This window comes from Nocardiopsis sp. KDC1DS13DA1 (assembly GCF_055632325.1).
In genome coordinates this window covers 135,285-153,468 of sequence record NZ_JBVMUY010000067.1, presented here as the reverse complement: position 1 = coordinate 153,468, position 18,184 = coordinate 135,285, and the positions used below count along the sequence as shown (strand labels likewise).

Genomic DNA, 18,184 nt, shown 5'->3' with positions numbered 1-18,184 from the left:
TCAGCAATTGGGGGGTGCTAGAACCCTGATCAACAACCAAAACAAGAAAACCCGCACCACTTTTTCACCGAACACCGGCACAGATTCCGGACATCGGCTCGACGCACCCCGCCTCCCTCGGCGCTCCCCGCCCCTGGACGTGCCGGCCGTGGCTCCACGCTCCTCCCGCCTACTCAGGCGCGGGGCGTGACTCCTCCTCGCCTACCGCCCCGTCGCTGCCACGACTCCGGAGCCGCGTAGCGCGCGCTCGGCGCTCCCCTCCCTGCGGTTCTGGGTCTGAACACGCGGAAAAGCCCGCACCATGCGGCGCGGGTTCGGGTGGGAGCTGTACGGGCTCCTTCGGGCTTGGCGCTGGCTGGCTCCGCGGGCCATATCTGGGCGCGGGCGTTCTTCGGCGCGGCGCTGCGCTCGGTCGCCTCGCCGCAACGGCGTGCGTGCCATCGAACGGGGTGTGTGCTCTCTGCCCGGTTGGTGGTAGCCACAGCACAGCAACCCCGCGCGCGTCCCGTGTACCGGCTTGTTGGTCTTTCGCCATGCACCGCAACCACAGAATGTCACCGACCACCCTGTTTCAGTGAAAAGAGACCACCGGCGGCCCTGCTCGGGCGGCCGGTGGTCAACGGGGTGGGCGCGGGTTCGCCTTGGGGCTTAGAACGGCGCTTCGTCGCTCCACGTGTCAAACTCGCCGCTGCGGCGGTTGGCCTCCTGCTGTGCCTCCCATGCGTCTAGCCTCTGCTCTCGGTCCAACGTGGCCCATTCGCTGTACCAGTCGCGTTCTTCTGCGGTGCGCGCCGTCCGGCCTTGGCGGTACCGCTTTAGGGCGTCGTCCACGCGGCGTCCCTCGGGGCCTTGGGCCGCTCGGTTGTCCTGGCGTCGAAACTCGGCGAACAGTCCGCGCTCGGCGTGGTCTCGGGGGGCTTCTCCGGCCTCGTAGCGCGCTCGGGCGGTGTACTCGGCATCCCATTCGGCGCGCAGGAATGAGGCCTCTCGTTCGGCTGTGGCGTGCTCGTTGGTCAACCGCGTGACGTCGCGCTCGTACTCGCCGATTTGGCGGCTGGTGTCCTCGATGACCTTCATCGCCTGCTGGGCCGCGCGGTGGGCCTGGGCTTGGCGACGTGTGGTGAAGGGCCACCACCGGGGGGTGTGGGCCTGAGCGAGCATCTCGTCTCGGTGGTTGCGGGCGGCCGTCCTGATCTCGCGGGCTCGGTCTAGGTGGGCCTGGGCGGTGTCCCGTTCTCCCCGGATGGCTACACACCGATTCCATTGGCACAGGTACCGGGCATAGCGGGTGTTGTGGGTGTGCTGGGCGTGGCTCACGGGGCGTTCCTTCGTGTTGGGCGGTGGGGGAGGGTGTCGGGTCTCCCCCATTCCTTCTAAAATGAATATATCAGTATCTGGGAGGTGCTTGAACCCTGACCACCAAACAAAATGAGAAAACCCGCGCCGATTCTTCATCGGCGCGGGGTGTCGGTTCGGGGTGGTCGGCTACTCCTCGTTCTCACCGACGGCGGCCAGCATCGGGGCGGCCTCCTCGGCGCTCATGCGGCCGGACAACTCGTGGTACTTGATCGTGTAGGTGTACCGGCCCATGCTGCGCCCCTCGGCGCGCTTCTTGCTCATGATCTTCTCGTTGATGGCCGTGTGGATGTGGGGGATGGTCACCGACTTGGGGTTGACGCGCAACACCTCGTACCAGGTCCCCCGGAACCGGGCGTAGTCACCCTTGCGGAAGTCCTCCCGACTCCACACCTTGGCGCCGTTCTCCTCGACCTCGGCCACGACCTGGCGCCAGTAGGTTAGCTGCTCATTGATCTCGGCGAGATCGACGTTAAGACGCGCGCGGTAGTTCTCGCTGGTGGTTTTCTCCCGCTCGCGCTCGACGCGGCGCTGGTCGGCCTCCAGCTTCTCGATACGGCGCAGGGTCGTACCGAGGTTGACGCGCCCGTCCTTGTAGTGCTCGGCCGCTCGGGCGCGCCCGTCCCAGTAGGCGCCGCGCTGGGCCTCCTCGGCGGACTTGTCGAACGTGCGGCGGATGCGTTCGCGGTAACGCCGGTCGCGTCCCTCGCTGTGGTGGCCGATCAGGATCGGCTGACCGAACGGAATGGCGCTCGCGCGCTCCTTGGCGTCGGCCTCCAGCGCTTGGGCGTTGGCGCTGGCGCGCTCGGCGCGGTCGGCGTAGCGGTCGGCTCGGGCCTGGGCGTGCTCGTAGCTGGCGGCCTCGTGGTCGGCGTAGGTCGTCGTGGCGGGGGTGGTGTCGTCGATCGTGACGGTGACCTCGTGTCCGGCCTCGCGCAGGCGGCCGACGGCGTTGTTGATGATCCACGTCTTGGCGGCGCCGCGTCGCGAGTGCGGCACGTACCAGGCTCCGAGGTTGCGGGAGAACCGGAATCCGGCCGACTTCAGGATGGGGGCGGTGCCGTCGCCCTTGGCGGTGCCGTCGACCAGGGTGCCGTTTTCGCGGTTGTGGGTGATCTCGATCAAGGGTGTTCCTCGTGTTCGTGTTGGGCGGTGCGGGGGAGGGTGTCGGATCCTCCCCCGTCGCTTTCATTATGAGTATATCACTAGTTTGGGGTGTTTGCGCCAACCCTGCCGGGTTCGCTGTGCCCGTGCGCGTCGATTTCCTCGGCGCGCACGGGCGCGGGGGCGGTTAGTCGTGGGTGGGCTCGGCGTCCCGCGTGGTGTGGGCGTCGGGCTTCCCCGTGGGGGGCGTGGTGCGCCCTGGACGCTTGGGCTGGCACCGCTGGCACACCCCGTTCTGGCGCGCCCACGCCGTGGTCACGTAGCGGGTGGTGTTCGCGTCACAGTCGGCGATCAAGCCCACGGCACCGGTCAGAACATGTGCGCGGGTTCCGGACTTCGTCGCGCCGTAGCGGGTGCCGTTGGCGCGCGAGTCGGCACGGTTGACCTCGTATTCCTGCTCCTGGAGCTCGCGTTCTGCGCGCACGTCGGCGGGCTCGGGCGTGGGGTGCTGGTCGACGTGTTGGATCACCCGCGCGCCGAGTTCGGTTTGGTAGTAGCCGTACAGGTCGGCGCGCAGTAGGCCAAGGTGGATCATCTGGTCACCGGTGCGGGTCGCCCTGATCGTCTTTGGGTCACGCAGATAGCGGCGGGCTCCGCGTCCGGCTTCGCTCATCATGTCGACCAGGAGGCCGAACACGTCGTCTCCTCGGCCGTCTCGGATCGCCTGGATCGCTGTCTTCACGCGCAGGCCTCGACTCGTTTGGCTGCTGGTTTCGCCTCGCCATGCGGACACGTGCTCGGCGTGGGCGTCGGCGCGGATCTGCTCGATACGTTCGGGAGTGATCTCGTGCATGGGTGGTCCCTTCGTGTTGGGCGGTGGGGGAGGGTGTCGGTCTCCCCCGCTCCATCTAAGATGAATATATCATTGATTTAGAGTTCTCGCGCCATCGCTGGGGTACGTGTTCGCGCACGGACGCGGGTAAGTCCTAGAGGGACTCGACTCCCCGGCTGGCGGGCACGGCGTCACTGGGACCCAACTCGTTCGCGTCACCGGCGCACAGCAGAGGTCCCAAACGTTGCTCGCTGGGGGTGTGCTCTTGTTCGTGTTGGGCGGCAGGGAGGATGTCGGGCCTCCTCTAAGGGGCTGCGGTGGCCAGCACGGGAACGCATGGGTTGAAGACGGGGCACTCCCGCTCGGGGTGCCCCGGTGCGGGTCAGCTGTGCGTGGCCTCGTGTTCGGCCGCGCGCTGCTCGGCTGCCCAAACTCCAAGGTGGCCTTCGACGGCGGTGGTCCATGTGCAGGTGCATTCCAGCCAGTACCAGACGCGTTCATGGGCGCGCTGGTGCGCTCCGTTGGATGACCAGGAGTGTTCCCGTTTGATCTGTCGCCTGCGGCTGACGTGGTGCAGCGGCTTGACTCCGGGCACGCGCACGGGGCCGATCCGGTCGATGTAGGGGACAAGCTGCGGTCGGGCTTGGGAGAACTCGAACCGCAGGCGCTGATAACGTTCCTCGTCTAGGACCGCGACGAATTCCGGCCCTAGGATCTCGTCACGCCAATGGCGGTACTCCTGCAACAGGCGGCGGGGCGGTTCCTGGGCGCTGGCCTCGGGGATCTCCACCACGGTTTTCTTGGCCGTGTGGAGCCGTACCCGGTAGCCGACGAAAGCGGGGCGGGCGCGGCGAATCCGTTCCAGCACGGTCGCGGCCTCCCTCTCCCGGCCGTCGATGATGATTTCGTCTCCTGGCTGCCAGCCGTGGCGGCGCCGGTAGGCCGAACGGTTGTCCTTGTCACCCTGGGGCGGACGGAACCGGGTCAGGGGTGGCAGCGTACGGGAGTGGGAGAAGGCGGCGGCGTGGGCCTCGATGCGCCTGTGATGCTCGTCGGTGGCCTGGACGTTGGGCGGGCCGTCGAACAACTCGGCCAGGTCGGGGGTGACGACCAGGGCCTGAAGGAAGTCCACCGCGGCGCGGGAGCCGATCGGCTCGGGGAAAGTGAAGGCGGCCACGTCGGTGCGCTCGGAGACCGGGCCGCCGGCGGTGATGCGGATGCGACGGCGCTGGAAGTGGCACAGGAACCCGGCGGCGGCGAAGTTCTCCGCGCGTGCGCTGCGCTCGTCAAGGATCCGGTACGGGGTGCGTTGGTTCATGGGGTTTCCCTCCTGGGGGTGGCGTGCAGGACGAATGCAGTCCGGTGGGTGGCGGGCGGTCTTGCGCCCTGGGCGGGGCTCGATGCCCCGCCCAGGGCGCGACGGCGCCGCGCGGTCGGCGTGGGGGTGGAGCCGCCGGGTCTGAATGGCGGCCCGGCGGCGGGTGGTGCTTGGCGGGCGCCCGAGTAGCAGGGCCCGGCAGTGCCGGGCGGGGCTCGGGTGCCCGTGGGCGCGCTCGTGGCGCGCCCTCCTACGCCTTGTTGGCCTCGGCCCTGGCCTTGGCCGCAGACACCTTGAGCCTCTCCAGGAACTTCGAGACGACCTCGGGGACGGGAATCCCGTACAACTCGCACACCCGCTCGATCTCATCGAATGCGTCCTTGCGCGCCCGGCGCGTGCGAGCCGCGTTGAACAGAGCGTCGTCGTCCCTGTCCTCGGGGTGGCGCTTGACCCAGTACGCGGCCTGTTCGGGTTTGTCCATCCCGACCGTGGGCGCCCAGACGCGGTAGAGGTCGCGTGCGTTGTCGATGTCGACCCAGCGGTGGGTCTCGGCGGCCTTGATGGTGCCGCGCATCCGACCACTGGTGTAGCCCAGTAGGCGGGCGGCGCAGTCCGTCCCCACCGGGTAGGGGCTGCCGTCCTCGTTGCCGTCCACATCCAGGGGCATCAACACGACCGTCTTGCGCAGGTTCTCGCGCCCGCACTCGCCGCAGACGGTGACGTCGTCGTTGACGCCCAGGATCTTGAACTGGGCCCTGGTGTCGGTGTTCGTGCTGGTCATGGGGTTGTGCTTCCTTTCGCGTTGGGCGGTGGGGGAGGGTGTCGGGCCTCCCCCGCTCGTTCTAAGATGAGTATATCAGCAATTGGGGAGTGCTGGAACCACAACCACCACCCAAAACGAGAAAACCCGCGCCGGATTCTCACCGGACACGGGAACGGGCTCGGCCCCCTATCGGGGTGGGATGGCGCGCAGGTGGCGACGGGGTCCGCACACGGCGGCGCGCAGAGCCTCCACCGCCTCCTGTGAGGCCACCCCACCCTTGGGGGCCTCTGGGGTGTGCTGGGTCGGCTCGCGGAGCGTTCCGGCCTTGTAGGCGGCGATGAACTGGGCCTGCGCCTCGTCCATGCGCACTCCGTCCAGTTCGATCACAGCATCGGCGCGCAACTCGCCGTCGTCCTGCATCAACATGACCAGCGTCTCGCCCTCGGGGAGGTACGCCCCTCGGTAGGCGGACACCACCCACTGGCGGCCGTCGTCAGTGTCGAGCACGCGCCAACGCGCGCCGTTGGTCACCGTGGCCTCACCCTTGACGGTGACGCGTTCGCTCGGCTGGGCGGGGGTGGTGATCTGGTCGTGGGGCATGGCTCCTCCTGGTGGTTGCTGGATCAGGGGTGGGGGTCGACGTGGTCGGGTCGACCCCCGATGGGGGTGGTCAGACGTCGTGATCGACGCTGTGGCGGTGCTCGGTTCGGATGTTCTCCACGCGCACCCATGGCCATACGCGCTCGGGGGTGGTTTCGTCGTCGCCCTCGACACTGAGCGCCAATGCCTCAATGCCCACGCGCAGGGCCTCGCGCAGACTGCCGGTAACCATGCCTCCGGCGTAGGAGACGACACGCAGGCGCACGGTCGCACCCACGATGTGGGCCGCTTCGGTCTTCTCGGCCTCCTCCGTGATGTGGCGGTGGGCCTGGTTCAGCAGGGCACCGGTGTTGTGTCCTGCGGCCGCGGCGGCGTGCAGGACATCAGTGAGTAGGCCCGCCACTAGGTCGGGGTCGGTGACGCCTTCGTGCGCACCGTTTTGGGCGTAGGCGGCGAGTGCGGCGTGGGCGACCCTCATACGCTCGGGCAGGGCTTCGGCGGTGCCGCTCATCAGGAGCTCTCCTGTTCACGTTGGGCGGTGGGGGAGGGTGTCGGGTCTCCCCTGCTCGTTCTAAGATGAGTATATCAGCAATTGGGGAGTGCTGGAACCACAACCACCAACCAAAACACGAAGACCTATCCCGGTTTCTCGTTGGAAGCGGGGGTCTCCGCCCACGCATCTCGGCGCCGTGATCGCTTGGGTGGGGCCTGGACTTTTGCGCAGCGATCACACGGGGGTTGTGGTGGCGTTCGCGGCGGTGCTGCCCCCTGGAGCGGATCTTGCCGCTCTGGGGCGAGCGGGGTGACTCTGGGCGAGGTCACCAACGCCGCGGCTCTAGACGGTGCGCGTGGCCTCGAACGGCTACCCCGACCTGCCGGTGGTCAGGATGATGGACTCTGTCCAGCGCGAACGTAGGACCTACGTGTTGCCAGCGGGGCGAGTCCGCACGCTTGCCCTCGGTGGGCGCCTTCGGCCCCGGGAGCCGATATGAAGAAGCCTCCGGCCGAGTGTCCGACCGGAGGCTTTGGGAGGACTGCTAGGGGTTCATCCCCTCTTCGACCAGTTCATCCAAGATGGCTTCGCCCTCCTCGATGAGCCGGTCTTCCCAGCAACGCTGACAGATGTAGCCGTTGCACCCTCCGAGGTTGACCTCGATCATGGACTCAGCGGCGGGAACGGTCTTCTCGCAGTCGCGGCACATGATGACTCCTTCGCATTGGGCGGTGAGGGGAGGGTGTCGGGTCTCCCCCGTTCGTTCTAAGATGAGTATATCAGTAATTGGGGAGTGCTGGAACCACAACCACCACCCGAAACAAGAAAACCCGCACTAGATTCTCACCGAACGCGAGCGCACCGCCACCCGATTCCGTTGTCTCGGCACTGTGCTTACCGGTCGGACCCCGGACTTCTTCGCGCTCGGCACCTACGCTGCGGGGCGCTTCTGGCTCGGGCACTCGTCGGAGCCACGCTGTGCTCTGACTCGAGGGCCGTGCCTGCGGCCGCGCTCGTGATGGAACTAGGGGGCTTCTCCGAGGCGGTGCGCGCCGAACCGGCCCCATTCGCGCGTCTGGCTCTGGCCGTGGTCCGCAGACTGGACGTGGCCATACGGGTTCAGGTCTGACCGGTGGTCGTCTCCACATCAGCGCCGCGGCTCTCGGACGGCGCGCATGACATCAAACGGCTGCCCTTGACCTCCTGGCGGTCCTAAGCCACAGCACAGCAACCCCGCTCGCCGGTGGTCGACCTGTTCCTCTCCACACACCCTGACCACAGGACGTCACCAACCACCCTGTTGAGTGAAGCGAGACCGCAGGCGCCCCCTCCTCGGACGGCTGGCGGTCGTAAGGGTCGGCGGGGGCTTGGCATGGGGCCTCCCCGATATCGGTGGGCGAGTCCGTGTATCCGGTCGACACATTGGCGGAGGCGTTGACGTGGGGGATGTCGCCGAGTTCGCCCGTCTCGCCGTCGGCCAGGTGCTCGATGGTGCTGGCGAGTGGGTGGGGTGCTCGCTCTGGAATGGGGGTGCCCTCGCCCCTCGAAAGCCGCGCCGCCCCTCCGGGGCTGGCACGGCGCGGGTCTAGTTGTCTCCTCGAAGGCAGGCGTTGATCTCCATTTCGGTGTCGAACACGTCGGCGACGGCGTTGTTGATGACCTTGTCGCGCACGGCCGCGCGCCGGACGTCGCCCATCTCCTCCCACTCACTAGCGGTACAGGGGGCATCCATCAGCGCTGACACCTCGTGGTGGGCGTCGTAGATGGTGACGCGGACGGTCATCCTGGGTTCGTCGGTCGCGGGTTCGTGCTGCATGGGCGTACTCCTTCGGCATCGCCGCGAACGGCGCATGTCGGCTGCTCGAGTGTGGGCCGTTTACACGGGGTTCGGGGGAGGGGGTGGGTGGGCCCCTGGCGGGCCCACCCTGGGGTGGTCCTAGGCAAGGACGGCGCGGATTGTCGCGCGCATGTCGGGGGAACAGTCGCCGTCGTCGGTGAGACGGGCGAGGTGGGTGCGGGCCTGAGCGCCGAGAGCCGCGCGGCCACCCGTGCGGCGCAGTTCGCACACGGGCACCGTCTGCACGCTCGTGCCGAGAGCTGGGGCGCCCATGGCGAACCACCACAGCAGGAACCGGCGGATGTCGCCGTAGTTCGTGGTGTTGATGACCAGGGCGGGGGAGACCCCGGCGTATCCGGTCACGGCCAGGGGGGATGCCTGGACGAGTTCCCCGGGCTCGATGGTCGGGGCTTGGCCTTGGTGGCGGGGGCTGGGGCAATGGGGTACGAACATCGTGGTTCCTTTCGCGTTGGGCGGCGGGGGAGGGGTGTCGGGTCCTCCCCGGATGAGGCCGCCGCCCCGGGTGGGGCGGCGGCCAGTGGGCCTAGGCGCCCTGGGCGTGGCAGTCGGCCAGCTGCGTCCTGATGGCGTGGGCCTGGTCGTTGGTGAGGTTGACGGCCTCACCCTCGGTGGTGAATCCGGCGACCAGGGCGGGTCCGTAGTAGGGCTGGTGGACGTGGCCGTAGCGCCGGGCGAGCAGAGTCGCAAGCGGGTTGAGCTGCTGGGTGTACAGGCCTTCCTCGTCCAACCACATGTCGATCTGGTCGGTCAAGCGGACCACATCCACGATGTGGCACTTGATGGCCTCGTACATGGTGGGGAGTGCACTCCTTCCCGCAGGCAGCTCGATGCTGGTCACGGTGGCGTCCGGGTTGATGAGAATGGCGGTGGCCATCACGGAATCCCTTTCGTGTTGGGCGGCGCGGAGGGAGGGTGTCGGGTCTCCCCCGCTCGTTCTAAGATGAGTATATCATCAATTGGGGAATACTGGGACCGCAACCACCAACCAAAACGAGAAAACCCGCGCTGGATTCTCACCGGGGGCGGCGTCGGTCGGGTCCTGATCAGGGGTACACGCGTACCTGCCCTGGGGCCCTGGCCTCCTAGGGAGCGAGGGTGACCAGGACACGCAACCGCTCGGCGACCTCAGGGGCCTGCTCTGCCACCTCCAACAGTTCGCGAGCCGCACACCCCACAGACCACGCGATGGCGCGCGCGTCGTGCCGGTAGACGTCCGCCCAACGCAGCTCACGGCTGAACTCGTCCGCGAACGGCTTGAGTCGCTCATCCGCAGTGGCCTCGTAGGCGCGGCTGACCGCGTGTTTAAGCCGGTCGTGGAGCTCCTTCACCGACGCGAAACGAGCCTTGAATTCGCGTTCGGTCCGCGGGAACGGGGCGTTGCACTCGATGTAGTCGGCCACGTTGGCGATACGGCGGAGCTTGAACCGCAGTTCGGGCGGCGTGGTACGGCGGCGCTCGGTGGCGCGGTAGGCGGACAAGGACAGACGGGGGTGTGGGGCGACCATGGGGGTTTCCTTCGTGTTGGGCGGCGGGGGAGGGTGTCGGATCCTCCCCGCGGGGGCGTGCTGGTTGACGGGGGCCGGTGGGACGGGTTGCCGCGGTTTTGAGGGTCTTGTTCTGCGGTGCGAGCCGGGGCGCCGGCGCGGTGACTGTGGTGGGCTTCCGCGCCGGCGGGTGGCTGGCTACCCGGCCAGGGTGGACACGGCCTCGAAGATGCCGAGCGCCTTCCCATAGCGGCCTGCGTTCTTGCACAGTTTCACCAGGTGTGCCTTGTACCTGCGCTCAATGCGGTCGGTTCCGAGGTCGATCTCAACGAGGCGCCCGTCGGTCAGGCGACCGGTGCAGTAGGACACATCCCACCAGGGGAAACCGCCCAGCAGACGCAGGCGCTCGATGCGCTTCAACTGCGGGTCGGACAGGCGGACCCTGCCTGCGGAGCGGTCGATCTGCTTGAAGTAGTCGGGGCCACCGAAGTCGGCGAGGGGGTTGGTCTCCCCGGTGGCGACCATGCGGGACTCAACGGCGGCTTCGTGGCGGTGGTACTGCATCGTGGCTCCTTCGCGTTGGGCGGTGGGGGAGGGTGTCGGTCTCCCCCGCTCCTTCTAAGATGAGTATATCAGTAATTGTGAGGTGCTCATGCCACGATCAACTCCGAAAGCGCGAAACTCCGCACGGAGTTTTCGCCAACTTGGGTCGGGGCAATCAGACGCACTGGCTGGTGACACTCCTGGGCACAGTCGGCCTCGGACTCCGGGTAGAACGCGCGTCGCTGCCGCGTACCCGGTTGGTGCCCCGGCTTCGACTTTGACGCGATGTCGTTGGGGATGGACCTGGTGCTCCTCCACGCCTGACCCGTTCATCGCCCACACGGCCTCCGGCGCGGCGGCCGACATCGGGCGCGGCCGGCGGCCTGGGCGGGTAGTACGTGGTCGGTCGCGACGCACGAAGGGGTCACTCATTCTGGCCTGTGTTCGTGGTTGCTGACGTCCGGTCGGCGACGAACCGCGGGCGCGGCGGCGCTAGCGCGTCGACACACGGCTGTGCGGGTCTACCCGGCGAACACGACGGTGGCGCGGTGGGGCACCGTGTCGCGTGCCGACCTCTCGGTGGCCTCGCTGCCGGGCGCCTCACATTCCTGCGTGCGCACGCCCTTGGTGATCTTTTCCTTGACAACGGTGGTCGCGACGCCGGCCGCGGTGCGTGCACTGGTGGTGCCGACTTCCCGGCTTGTTCAACGCGCTTCGGTCTTGGCGCGCTGCGGACAGAGGGGCGATTTCGAGATCGATGCGGATTTCGTGTCCCTGCGTCGACCGGTGTGCTGACTTCGGCCACGGTGGCGGCGAACTGTGTGAGGGGTACGGCTCGGATGGGGATGTGGGTGTGCCGTGAGGTTCGGGGTCCTTGGGTGGGGCCGACCCTGAGGAGTCGGCCCCGGGGGCCGTTAGCCCTGCATGGCCTCGTACCGGTCCTGGAGTTCGGCCAGTCGGTTGACGAGCATGTCTACCGGCTGACCCTGTGCGGAGAGGATGAACAGACAGCGCGTCGCCGCGTTCAGGTACTGGTCGGCAGTGGACAGTTCGTTTCGGTCCATCGCCTGGTCGGCGGCGTTGAGGTTGGCGCGGGCCTGGTTGCGAACCTTCACTGGGCTTCCTCTTTCGTGTTGGGCGGCGGGGGAGGGTGTCGGGTCTCCCCCGTTCTTTCTAAGATGAGTGTATCAGTATTTTGTGAGTGCTCATGCCACCTCAGCCGCCGAAAACACGAGAATCCGCGCCGGTTTCTCTCCGGCGCGGATTCGGGGTGTGGGCCTCAGGCGCGGGTGTGGGCGGCCTCGGTATGGACTTGGCGCGTCAGGTGGACGAAACCGGCCAGGATCTCGGCGACCGCGTCCGGGGTGCGCCGGATGGGCGGCTCTCCGGGGATGGTCACTTGGGGTGTCCACCCCAAAAGAACCTCGGCCTCGTACAGCCCGCTGACGGACAGGGCGGGGGCGGCGGCGTAGTGCTCGGCGCGGTGGGGGCCGTAGGGGTCGGTGCTCTCCTGCTCGTCGGCCTGGAGGATGTCGCCCAGCAGCGATAGGGCGGCAGGGACGTCGTGGCCGCTCTGGTCCAACAGGATCAGGGCCTGGACGGTGGCCGCCTGCGCCTCCTCGGGTGTGGGCAACCATCCGGTGTTGGCGCACGGGGTCAGCTCGTGGGTGAGTACCCGGGCCGCGGTGATCCGGCGTGTGACGGCGTCCTGGTGGGGGAGAGGGGTCCATCCCTGTTCGTGGAACTCGGTCATGGTGTGCTGTTCTCCTTGGTGTTGGGCGGCTCGCGGGAGGGTGTCGGATCCTCCCCGCGGGGATGGCGGCGCGCCTGCCTGGGGTGGCGGGTCGCCGTGTCGTGGTCTAGTCCTGGTGGTGCTGTGGGCGAGCCTCGGTGGCCTCGCGCGTCGCAGAGCGGTCGGCTGAGTGATGTGTCTTCGGGGCAGGTGCGGGCATGATCCTGAGCCCGTCGTTCTTTCTGCCGTGGTGCCGGCCGGTGGCTCTGGCAAGGCTGTGCCGCACGGGTGCGGCACAGCCTTATGCGGAGGTCAGGGGGTCAACAGCCCGCAGGCGTCATAGACCTCGTAGTCGCTCTCGTTGGTGGAGTACTCGGCGTGCATCAGGCACGCCAGGATGTTCACGCACAGTGCGTGGGCCTGTGCGTGGTCGTAGCGCTGGGGGCGGTCCCCGTGGGCCGTGATGAAGGCGAGTATCTCGGCCAGGCGCTCGGCGGGAGCCGCGACGTCCTCTAGGTCGGTGGGGTCGAGCATGGGGTATCCGGCGGCGATCTGCTCACCCTCGTAGACCTGGTGGGCCTCGTCGGCCAGACAGGCCGGGTCCTCACCGAGCCACACGGTGGCTCGGGCGTAGACACGGCTGGCGGCTCCGGTCAGGGCCTGGAGGTGGAACGGGTCGGACTGGCTGAAGGGAAGTTTGCTCACCAGGTCCCGCGCGGTGGTGATGCGCACCTCAAGGACGTCCAGTGCGTTGTCCGGCGACACGGGTACGCGGGTCCTCATCTGCTGTTCTCCTTCGTGTTGGGCGGCGCACGGGAGGGTGTCGGACCCCCGTGCTTTTCAATATGATTATATCAGTTATTTGGGGGTGCTCAGTCCGGTTCTCTGGGAAAGACACGGGAACCCGCACCGGTTCTGCACCGGTGCGGGTTCCCAATGGCGGCGGGTCAGCCCTGGCCGCGCCGCGCGCGGCGCTCCATGGCCTCGGGCATGTCTGCGTCCTGAGCGAGACTGAGTGCCTCGATCTCGTCGGGCAGGTGGATCACGACCTGGGCGATCAACTCGCGGGCCGCGTCCTCGTAACCGCCCCCGGCGAGGATGTCCACGCCTCCGTTGACCGGCTTCAACATCTCGTTGATCACTTCACTGAGCACCGTCCGGTCCACACGGTGCTCCAGCGTCCGCCACGGGGGGCGCGGCTCGACCAGGTACCGGTGCCCGTACTTGAGCGCGTTGTCGGCTCCCAGCAGAAGAACAGCGAACGTGGTCAGGCCTCGGGTGCGGTAGCGGCCGCTGAGGCGGTCATGCTCGTTGCGCAGGTCCTTGGCGAGTGTGGCCGCCTCCTTGGGCATGGTCACGGCCTCGGGGCCGTCCCAGTGCAGGGCGGCGGCCTCCCACCCGCGCGGGGTGAGCCAGTGGGTTCGCTGGTGCCCGACACCTTCGATCAGGGTGTGCTCGAATGTCAGGCCGCGCTCGGTGAGTCCGTCGACGGGCTGGGGTACCTCGCCGAGCGGGTGGGTGGACGCGCTTACGAGTGCGGCCACCTGCTCGGTGGTGAACGTGGCGTGCTGCATGGGGGTTCCCTTCGTGTTGGGCGGCGCGGGGGAGGGTGTCGGGTCCTCCCCCGCTGGGGTGGGGTGTCCGCACTGTCTGCGTGGGCGCGGACACGGTCGGTCTAGGGCAGCAGGGTGAAGCTGTCGTTGAACGTGTGTGACTGGACGCCTTCGACCTCGATCTGAGGGTTGTCGGCGGACTCGTCGTCGTGCCCGATGAGCAGGCGTACGGTGTGGTCGTAGTTGTCGGACTTCTCCAGGTGGATGGAGATGTGCATGCCGTAGCCCTGGAGCGCACCGCGCAGGTGCTGGCCGTGCTCGTCGCCCGGGTAGTGGCGCAACACCAGTTCCTGGGTCTGGGACTGGCGCATGTGGATCTGCCGCTGCTGGAGCTTCTCCAGTCGGTCGATCATGAGACGGTCCGCAGCGGCGTGGTGGCGACGGTGGATCTCGTGCCCCTCGGCCAGAAGAGTTCCGGCGCGTTCGGTTCGTCCTTCCTGGAGGTCCTGCTCGGCCACGAACAGCAGCCAGGCGAGTCGTTCGTGGTCTTGCTGGTAAGGGGACATGTTTGTCTCGTTTCGTGTTGGGTGGCGCGGGGAAGCGTGTCGGATCTCCCCCGCCTTGTTCAATGTGAGTATATCATTAAATCAGGAGTACTCTTGTTAGTTTCACCAGGAAATACGCGAGAATCCGAGAAGTTTTTTCACTGGCGCGGGCCCGGATGATCGGCTGTCCCTCGTGGGGATTCACCATGAGGAACGATGGGGGTCCAGGGGCTGGAACTCGGCGATAGCAGCCGGATGGCGGTGCGTCACTGCGCCTTCCAGGAGCCTGGTGCCGGCCCGAACTTCGACTGGGGGTGTCGTTCTACCGCCTGGAGCACATGTCACCTCTTGGTGCCTCGCCCCTTCCCTCGACGTCCGGGGCGACGGTTGTACCAGGCCACGACATCACGGGCGTCATAGAGCTCCTGGGCATTGGTCCGAGAGGATCCGCGCTCGGCCGACGCCGTCGTCTGCGAGGTCACATATCCGCCAATCCCCTCCACCGGTTCCGGAAATCCCTCGTAGCTGCGGTACTGGTAGAGGGTCTCTGAGTGGTCCAAGCCTCCGCGCACGGCGATGGAGTGCAGCGTGAGGTGCTCACCCTCCCGGAACAGGTCGGGGTCGATGCGACGGTCCCGCGGGCGAGGGTATGCCTCCAATTCGGCGAGGCTGAAGATGCTGGGGGTCTTGCCCTTGCGGCCCGATCCGGCGGCCCAGCGCGGCCGGACGACGCGCGGCTGCACGTTCCAGTCCGCACGACGCTGCCAGGACTTGACCGTGACTGGATTCTCGCCGATGAACTCGGCCCACTGCTCCACTGTCACCGGGTCTTTGGGCATCGTCGGTTCGTCCAGAGTTTCCTGGCTCAGGTCCCGCTCGCGCAGCCATCGCGCGCAGCGTTCGCGGTCGCCGTGTCCCCGACCGTGGGGGAAGCCGTTCAGGCGAGCCCATCGGGAGATAGGGGTCTCGGGCGGTGTCGCGTTCATGGGTCACTCCTACAACTTTGCCGCCGGACGGACCGACGGGCTCGTGGTACCGTGTCATCAACAACACGGTGAAGGTTTGGGTCGTCAAACGTCTTAAATCCTTGTCGTGTTGGGTGGAAAATCGGCGGTCGTGGGTGTCGGCTTGGTCCTTGACCAGGTTCCGCGGCCGCCATTCTCATGCCTGGCGTGGGATGAGTCCTCACGCTTCCCCGGGTTGAGCAGACGCAGGGGAAGGCGGCGAACCTCCAGCCAAATACAAGATGAATATATCATCAATAAGCGCACGCTTCGACCATCCCGGCCAACGTCTTCCACTCCCAGCATGAGCGCTGGCCCTGACGGGGCACAGCGCCGAGATCTACACTGGGGTCATGACTGACGCACACGGCCCCGACCCGCGCGAGGAACTCCGTCGGCGCCTGGACGCGGGCGACGTTCCTCCCGCTGTGGCTGACCTGGCGCTCTCGGCGACCGACCCTGCGGGCGACGTGGCGGCGCTGCGGGCGGCCGAGCAACCGGGGACGATGTCAGCGGCCGAGTCCGCGCGCCTGGTGGACTCCTGGGGCATCGACACCGAGATCAACGACATGATGCGGCGCCTGGGGCTGGAAGCCTCGGCGCGGTGATCGGCGGACGCGTTCTCGACACCTCAGCCCTAACCGACTACGCCACGGGACGCCTCTACGCGCGGGCGCTCGTGGGCGCCGCGCTGCGCTCGGGCTCGATGGTCCTGGCCGTGCCTGCGGCCGCGCTGGTGGCCGCGCGCGGCCAGCTCTCCGAGACCGCGCGCGCCGAGCTTGACCGACTCGTGCACCTGGCGCCCGTCGTGGTCGATGGGCTCTCGGGCGACGTGGCGGCGCGCGCGGGGGACCTGTTGGCGCGGGCGCGCCGGCGCCCGTCTGGGGACGCGGTGGCGGTGGCGCAGGTGGCGTTCAGCGCTCGCGTGCGTGCCTGGCCGGTGGTCACCTCGGATCCGGGGCCGCTGTTGGCTCTGGACGGCGCGTTGGAAATCGACGCCCTGCCCTGACGCCCCGGACACGAAAAAGCCCCCGACCGCGCCGATTCCGGCGGTCGGGGGCTTTGCCCTGTTCAGAACAGGGTGAGCTGTCCCTGTGGGGCCTCGGTCTCGGGCGTCTGCGGCTGGGGCCGCATCACGCGCGTGATGCTCTCCCGTCGGACCTCGTGCAGACGGCACGTGCCGTCGCTGAGGTCGTAGGCCGCGGGCTGCCCCCACTGGTCGTGTCCGTGATCGAGAACGACGTAGCGGCCGTGGGCCTCGGTGAGGGAACCGTGGTACTCGACGGTGTCACCGACGGCGGGGCTCTGGGCGTGGTACTGCTCGCGCAGGCGGTTGACCTGTCGGCCGATGTCGGCGGACTGGGCGCACCGGAAGACGTGGCGCTTCCCACCGAACTGCCCACGGCGGCCGCACAGGCGGTACGTGCACTGGGCCTCGTGGGCCTCGATCAGGGCGGTTTCGGTGGCGGTGATCTGCTGGACGCGGATGGCGGTGGTCATCTCTGTGTCGTCTCCTGGCCCTAGTGCTCGTCGGCGTCGGGGGTAGGGCGGGCGCCCCGGGGCGGGGCGCCCGCGTGTGGGGGCTACAGCTCCCCGACGTAGCCCTCGGGGGTGACGTACTCGATGAGCCTCCACTCCGGGACGGTGTCGACCAGACCGGCAAGCATGCCGTCCAGGTAGCGGACGGTGTGGTGGTGGACCGCCTCACGGTGGAACCGGTCCTGGAACGGGTCGTAGACGGCGCGGTAGGTGGTGTGGGAGGGGTGGAGGTAGACCGCTCCGGTGTTGATGTGGGATCCGGTGTGGGTGGGCCGGTCCAGGATGAGCTGGTCGCCGGTGGCGACCTGGGTTCCCCGGACGGTGAAGACCGACAGGGACGGTTGGGCGAAGTCGTTGGTGGCGGTGGCGGTGGCGGTCATGTGGTTCCTCCTGTGTCGGTGGTGTTCCGGTTTGCGAATCCGGGGGAGTGGGGATCCTCTCGAACCGCTTGCCTGCAATATACCCGCACCATGGATGCGGGTCAAATTCAGGCGGGCGGTTCGCCTGATGTGACCCTACCGTTACCTGACCTTGCGGGGACGGCCCCGGCGACCCGGAAGGCTAGCCACGAACGCGGCCAACTCGCGGGCGTCGAACGTACCGTCCGTGTCGCGCGCGGGGGCCTTCTCGGCGTAGGCGGGATTGTTGACCGCCTTGCGGACGGTGTCGGCGTCCTTGCCCGTGCGGCGGGCAAACTCGGCGTAGGTGACACGCTCACCCTCGGCGAACCGGGCGGGGTCGATGACCGGGGCGCGCTGGGGGCGCGGCCACGCCTCCAAGACGGCGAGGCTGTAGATGCTCGGGCCCGGGGTGCGCACGGTGGCCAGGAACTCGGCCAGGGCGCGGGCGTCGACCTGGCGGGCGCTGTCGCGCTCGGGGGCCTGCTCGGCGTGGTCGCGCAACGTGCGGTTGACCGTGGTCTTGGACATGCCGGTGCGGCGGGCGAACTCGGCGCCGCTGACGCGCTCGGAGGGGGCGAACTCCTCACCGGCGCGCTCGGCTGCCTCGGCGGCTCCGCTGACCGGGTGCATGCCCTGTAGGGCGCGTGCGGGGAATCCGGGCAGGGTGGGCCACTTCTCGGCCGCGACGTCGGCGCGGACGTCCTGGGCGGGCGCCCACTGGGGCAGGGTGACCGGGTCCGGTGGGAACGCGGGGTTCTGGGCGTGGTCGGGGTCCAGGTCCAGGGCCTGGAGCCACTGGTCCAGGGCGCGGCGGTGGGCGTCCTCGTCGGTGCTGATGGTCTCGGCCTGCTCGGTGTCGTAGCCGAGTAGGGCGGCCCAACGGCGCCGGGCCTCGCGGGCCTGGACGGTCTGGGTGGGCTGGGTGCTTTGGGCCATGGCGGCGCGGTCCTCTCGTTCGGTCCCTGTCTGCGCGCCGGACGCGCAGGCGGTGGGCGGGGCTATGATGGGCGGCATCGCCGATGGGAGTTCCTCCCGTTGGTGGTGTTCCGAGGGGCGCTC

Annotated in this window: 25 protein-coding genes; 3 read left to right on the top strand and 22 right to left on the bottom strand. The window is 68.1% G+C overall.

Annotation, left to right across the window (positions count from 1 at the left end):
- Positions 1-648: 648 nt before the first annotated feature.
- The 13 genes from ACTVAJ_RS30165 to ACTVAJ_RS30105 form a co-directional block, all read right to left on the bottom strand.
- Positions 649-1,317, bottom strand: coding sequence for a hypothetical protein (locus tag ACTVAJ_RS30165; protein WP_470391711.1), 669 nt, complete (start codon positions 1,315-1,317; stop codon positions 649-651).
- 168 nt (positions 1,318-1,485) lie between these two features.
- Complete coding sequence (locus ACTVAJ_RS30160) at positions 1,486-2,481, bottom strand: DUF3560 domain-containing protein (RefSeq protein WP_470391710.1); 996 nt, start codon at positions 2,479-2,481, stop codon at positions 1,486-1,488.
- A gap of 166 nt (positions 2,482-2,647) precedes the next feature.
- Positions 2,648-3,313: a hypothetical protein gene (locus ACTVAJ_RS30155; RefSeq protein WP_470391709.1), complete on the bottom strand. Its 666-nt coding sequence runs from the start codon at positions 3,311-3,313 to the stop codon at positions 2,648-2,650.
- Positions 3,314-3,674: 361 nt separating this feature from the next.
- The gene (locus ACTVAJ_RS30150) at positions 3,675-4,610 is read right to left on the bottom strand and encodes a hypothetical protein (RefSeq protein WP_470391708.1); all 936 of its coding nucleotides are present in this window, start codon (positions 4,608-4,610) and stop codon (positions 3,675-3,677) included.
- A 250-nt stretch (positions 4,611-4,860) separates the two neighbouring features.
- Positions 4,861-5,391, bottom strand: coding sequence for a hypothetical protein (locus ACTVAJ_RS30145; protein WP_470391707.1), 531 nt, complete (start codon positions 5,389-5,391; stop codon positions 4,861-4,863).
- 168 nt (positions 5,392-5,559) lie between these two features.
- Positions 5,560-5,973 carry a hypothetical protein gene (locus ACTVAJ_RS30140; RefSeq protein WP_470391706.1) on the bottom strand — a complete coding sequence of 138 codons (414 nt, stop codon included), beginning with the start codon at positions 5,971-5,973 and terminating at the stop codon, positions 5,560-5,562.
- Positions 5,974-6,043: 70 nt separating this feature from the next.
- Positions 6,044-6,484 carry a hypothetical protein gene (locus ACTVAJ_RS30135; RefSeq protein ID WP_470391705.1) on the bottom strand — a complete coding sequence of 147 codons (441 nt, stop codon included), beginning with the start codon at positions 6,482-6,484 and terminating at the stop codon, positions 6,044-6,046.
- A gap of 526 nt (positions 6,485-7,010) precedes the next feature.
- Positions 7,011-7,175: a hypothetical protein gene (locus ACTVAJ_RS30130; protein WP_470391704.1), complete on the bottom strand. Its 165-nt coding sequence runs from the start codon at positions 7,173-7,175 to the stop codon at positions 7,011-7,013.
- 876 nt (positions 7,176-8,051) lie between these two features.
- A complete protein-coding gene (locus tag ACTVAJ_RS30125) occupies positions 8,052-8,282 on the bottom strand; it encodes a hypothetical protein (RefSeq protein WP_470391703.1) in 231 nt (76 codons plus the stop codon).
- 120 nt (positions 8,283-8,402) lie between these two features.
- A complete protein-coding gene (locus ACTVAJ_RS30120) occupies positions 8,403-8,756 on the bottom strand; it encodes a hypothetical protein (RefSeq protein WP_470391702.1) in 354 nt (117 codons plus the stop codon).
- A gap of 91 nt (positions 8,757-8,847) precedes the next feature.
- Entirely contained in the window at positions 8,848-9,198 is a 351-nt protein-coding gene (locus ACTVAJ_RS30115; RefSeq protein ID WP_470391701.1) for a DUF3846 domain-containing protein, read from the bottom strand.
- 208 nt (positions 9,199-9,406) lie between these two features.
- Positions 9,407-9,829, bottom strand: a complete 423-nt coding sequence (locus ACTVAJ_RS30110; protein ID WP_470391700.1) for a hypothetical protein — start codon at positions 9,827-9,829, stop codon at positions 9,407-9,409.
- Positions 9,830-10,006: 177 nt separating this feature from the next.
- Complete coding sequence (locus ACTVAJ_RS30105) at positions 10,007-10,372, bottom strand: hypothetical protein (RefSeq protein WP_470391699.1); 366 nt, start codon at positions 10,370-10,372, stop codon at positions 10,007-10,009.
- A 492-nt stretch (positions 10,373-10,864) separates the two neighbouring features.
- Between ACTVAJ_RS30105 and ACTVAJ_RS30100 the strand changes: the two genes are divergently transcribed.
- Positions 10,865-11,146: a hypothetical protein gene (locus ACTVAJ_RS30100; RefSeq protein ID WP_470391698.1), complete on the top strand. Its 282-nt coding sequence runs from the start codon at positions 10,865-10,867 to the stop codon at positions 11,144-11,146.
- A gap of 119 nt (positions 11,147-11,265) precedes the next feature.
- On the opposite strand, the gene ACTVAJ_RS30095 is transcribed toward ACTVAJ_RS30100, so the two are convergent.
- The 6 genes from ACTVAJ_RS30095 to ACTVAJ_RS30070 all read right to left on the bottom strand — a co-directional run bounded on the left by ACTVAJ_RS30095 (position 11,266) and on the right by ACTVAJ_RS30070 (position 15,167).
- Positions 11,266-11,466 (bottom strand): hypothetical protein, encoded by a 201-nt coding sequence (locus tag ACTVAJ_RS30095; RefSeq protein ID WP_470391697.1) that lies wholly within the window; start codon positions 11,464-11,466, stop codon positions 11,266-11,268.
- A gap of 164 nt (positions 11,467-11,630) precedes the next feature.
- Positions 11,631-12,104 carry a hypothetical protein gene (locus tag ACTVAJ_RS30090; protein WP_470391696.1) on the bottom strand — a complete coding sequence of 158 codons (474 nt, stop codon included), beginning with the start codon at positions 12,102-12,104 and terminating at the stop codon, positions 11,631-11,633.
- 291 nt (positions 12,105-12,395) lie between these two features.
- The gene (locus ACTVAJ_RS30085; protein WP_470391695.1) at positions 12,396-12,866 is read right to left on the bottom strand and encodes a hypothetical protein; all 471 of its coding nucleotides are present in this window, start codon (positions 12,864-12,866) and stop codon (positions 12,396-12,398) included.
- 164 nt (positions 12,867-13,030) lie between these two features.
- Complete coding sequence (locus ACTVAJ_RS30080; RefSeq protein WP_470391694.1) at positions 13,031-13,657, bottom strand: hypothetical protein; 627 nt, start codon at positions 13,655-13,657, stop codon at positions 13,031-13,033.
- A 101-nt stretch (positions 13,658-13,758) separates the two neighbouring features.
- The gene (locus ACTVAJ_RS30075) at positions 13,759-14,202 is read right to left on the bottom strand and encodes a hypothetical protein (RefSeq protein WP_470391693.1); all 444 of its coding nucleotides are present in this window, start codon (positions 14,200-14,202) and stop codon (positions 13,759-13,761) included.
- A gap of 320 nt (positions 14,203-14,522) precedes the next feature.
- Complete coding sequence (locus tag ACTVAJ_RS30070; protein WP_470391692.1) at positions 14,523-15,167, bottom strand: hypothetical protein; 645 nt, start codon at positions 15,165-15,167, stop codon at positions 14,523-14,525.
- Between the two features lie 371 nt (positions 15,168-15,538).
- Between ACTVAJ_RS30070 and ACTVAJ_RS30065 the strand changes: the two genes are divergently transcribed.
- Positions 15,539-15,793 (top strand): hypothetical protein, encoded by a 255-nt coding sequence (locus ACTVAJ_RS30065; RefSeq protein ID WP_470391691.1) that lies wholly within the window; start codon positions 15,539-15,541, stop codon positions 15,791-15,793.
- Positions 15,790-16,194 carry a hypothetical protein gene (locus ACTVAJ_RS30060; protein WP_470391690.1) on the top strand — a complete coding sequence of 135 codons (405 nt, stop codon included), beginning with the start codon at positions 15,790-15,792 and terminating at the stop codon, positions 16,192-16,194. The genes ACTVAJ_RS30065 and ACTVAJ_RS30060 overlap by 4 nt, the downstream gene beginning before the upstream one ends.
- Before the next feature lie 62 nt (positions 16,195-16,256).
- On the opposite strand, the gene ACTVAJ_RS30055 is transcribed toward ACTVAJ_RS30060, so the two are convergent.
- The 3 genes from ACTVAJ_RS30055 to ACTVAJ_RS30045 form a co-directional block, all read right to left on the bottom strand.
- Positions 16,257-16,685 carry a hypothetical protein gene (locus ACTVAJ_RS30055; RefSeq protein WP_470391689.1) on the bottom strand — a complete coding sequence of 143 codons (429 nt, stop codon included), beginning with the start codon at positions 16,683-16,685 and terminating at the stop codon, positions 16,257-16,259.
- Between the two features lie 83 nt (positions 16,686-16,768).
- Entirely contained in the window at positions 16,769-17,104 is a 336-nt protein-coding gene (locus tag ACTVAJ_RS30050) for a hypothetical protein (protein ID WP_470391688.1), read from the bottom strand.
- 141 nt (positions 17,105-17,245) lie between these two features.
- Entirely contained in the window at positions 17,246-18,061 is an 816-nt protein-coding gene (locus ACTVAJ_RS30045) for a hypothetical protein (RefSeq protein ID WP_470391687.1), read from the bottom strand.
- Positions 18,062-18,184: the final 123 nt, after the last annotated feature.

What these genes read in the sequence shown, in the direction of transcription:
- ACTVAJ_RS30155 (WP_470391709.1), bottom strand. Translation starts at nt 3,313, where the DNA reads ATGCACGAGATCACTCCCGAACGTATCGAGCAGATCCGCGCCGACGCC.
- ACTVAJ_RS30150 (WP_470391708.1), bottom strand. Translation starts at nt 4,610, where the DNA reads ATGAACCAACGCACCCCGTACCGGATCCTTGACGAGCGCAGCGCACGC.
- ACTVAJ_RS30145 (WP_470391707.1), bottom strand. Translation starts at nt 5,391, where the DNA reads ATGACCAGCACGAACACCGACACCAGGGCCCAGTTCAAGATCCTGGGC.
- ACTVAJ_RS30140 (WP_470391706.1), bottom strand. Translation starts at nt 5,973, where the DNA reads ATGCCCCACGACCAGATCACCACCCCCGCCCAGCCGAGCGAACGCGTC.
- ACTVAJ_RS30135 (WP_470391705.1), bottom strand. Translation starts at nt 6,484, where the DNA reads ATGAGCGGCACCGCCGAAGCCCTGCCCGAGCGTATGAGGGTCGCCCAC.
- ACTVAJ_RS30130 (WP_470391704.1), bottom strand. Translation starts at nt 7,175, where the DNA reads ATGTGCCGCGACTGCGAGAAGACCGTTCCCGCCGCTGAGTCCATGATC.
- ACTVAJ_RS30125 (WP_470391703.1), bottom strand. Translation starts at nt 8,282, where the DNA reads ATGCAGCACGAACCCGCGACCGACGAACCCAGGATGACCGTCCGCGTC.
- ACTVAJ_RS30120 (WP_470391702.1), bottom strand. Translation starts at nt 8,756, where the DNA reads ATGTTCGTACCCCATTGCCCCAGCCCCCGCCACCAAGGCCAAGCCCCG.
- ACTVAJ_RS30115 (WP_470391701.1), bottom strand. Translation starts at nt 9,198, where the DNA reads ATGGCCACCGCCATTCTCATCAACCCGGACGCCACCGTGACCAGCATC.
- ACTVAJ_RS30110 (WP_470391700.1), bottom strand. Translation starts at nt 9,829, where the DNA reads ATGGTCGCCCCACACCCCCGTCTGTCCTTGTCCGCCTACCGCGCCACC.
- ACTVAJ_RS30105 (WP_470391699.1), bottom strand. Translation starts at nt 10,372, where the DNA reads ATGCAGTACCACCGCCACGAAGCCGCCGTTGAGTCCCGCATGGTCGCC.
- ACTVAJ_RS30090 (WP_470391696.1), bottom strand. Translation starts at nt 12,104, where the DNA reads ATGACCGAGTTCCACGAACAGGGATGGACCCCTCTCCCCCACCAGGAC.
- ACTVAJ_RS30085 (WP_470391695.1), bottom strand. Translation starts at nt 12,866, where the DNA reads ATGAGGACCCGCGTACCCGTGTCGCCGGACAACGCACTGGACGTCCTT.
- ACTVAJ_RS30080 (WP_470391694.1), bottom strand. Translation starts at nt 13,657, where the DNA reads ATGCAGCACGCCACGTTCACCACCGAGCAGGTGGCCGCACTCGTAAGC.
- ACTVAJ_RS30075 (WP_470391693.1), bottom strand. Translation starts at nt 14,202, where the DNA reads ATGTCCCCTTACCAGCAAGACCACGAACGACTCGCCTGGCTGCTGTTC.
- ACTVAJ_RS30070 (WP_470391692.1), bottom strand. Translation starts at nt 15,167, where the DNA reads ATGAACGCGACACCGCCCGAGACCCCTATCTCCCGATGGGCTCGCCTG.
- ACTVAJ_RS30065 (WP_470391691.1), top strand. Translation starts at nt 15,539, where the DNA reads ATGACTGACGCACACGGCCCCGACCCGCGCGAGGAACTCCGTCGGCGC.
- ACTVAJ_RS30055 (WP_470391689.1), bottom strand. Translation starts at nt 16,685, where the DNA reads ATGACCACCGCCATCCGCGTCCAGCAGATCACCGCCACCGAAACCGCC.
- ACTVAJ_RS30050 (WP_470391688.1), bottom strand. Translation starts at nt 17,104, where the DNA reads ATGACCGCCACCGCCACCGCCACCAACGACTTCGCCCAACCGTCCCTG.
- ACTVAJ_RS30045 (WP_470391687.1), bottom strand. Translation starts at nt 18,061, where the DNA reads ATGGCCCAAAGCACCCAGCCCACCCAGACCGTCCAGGCCCGCGAGGCC.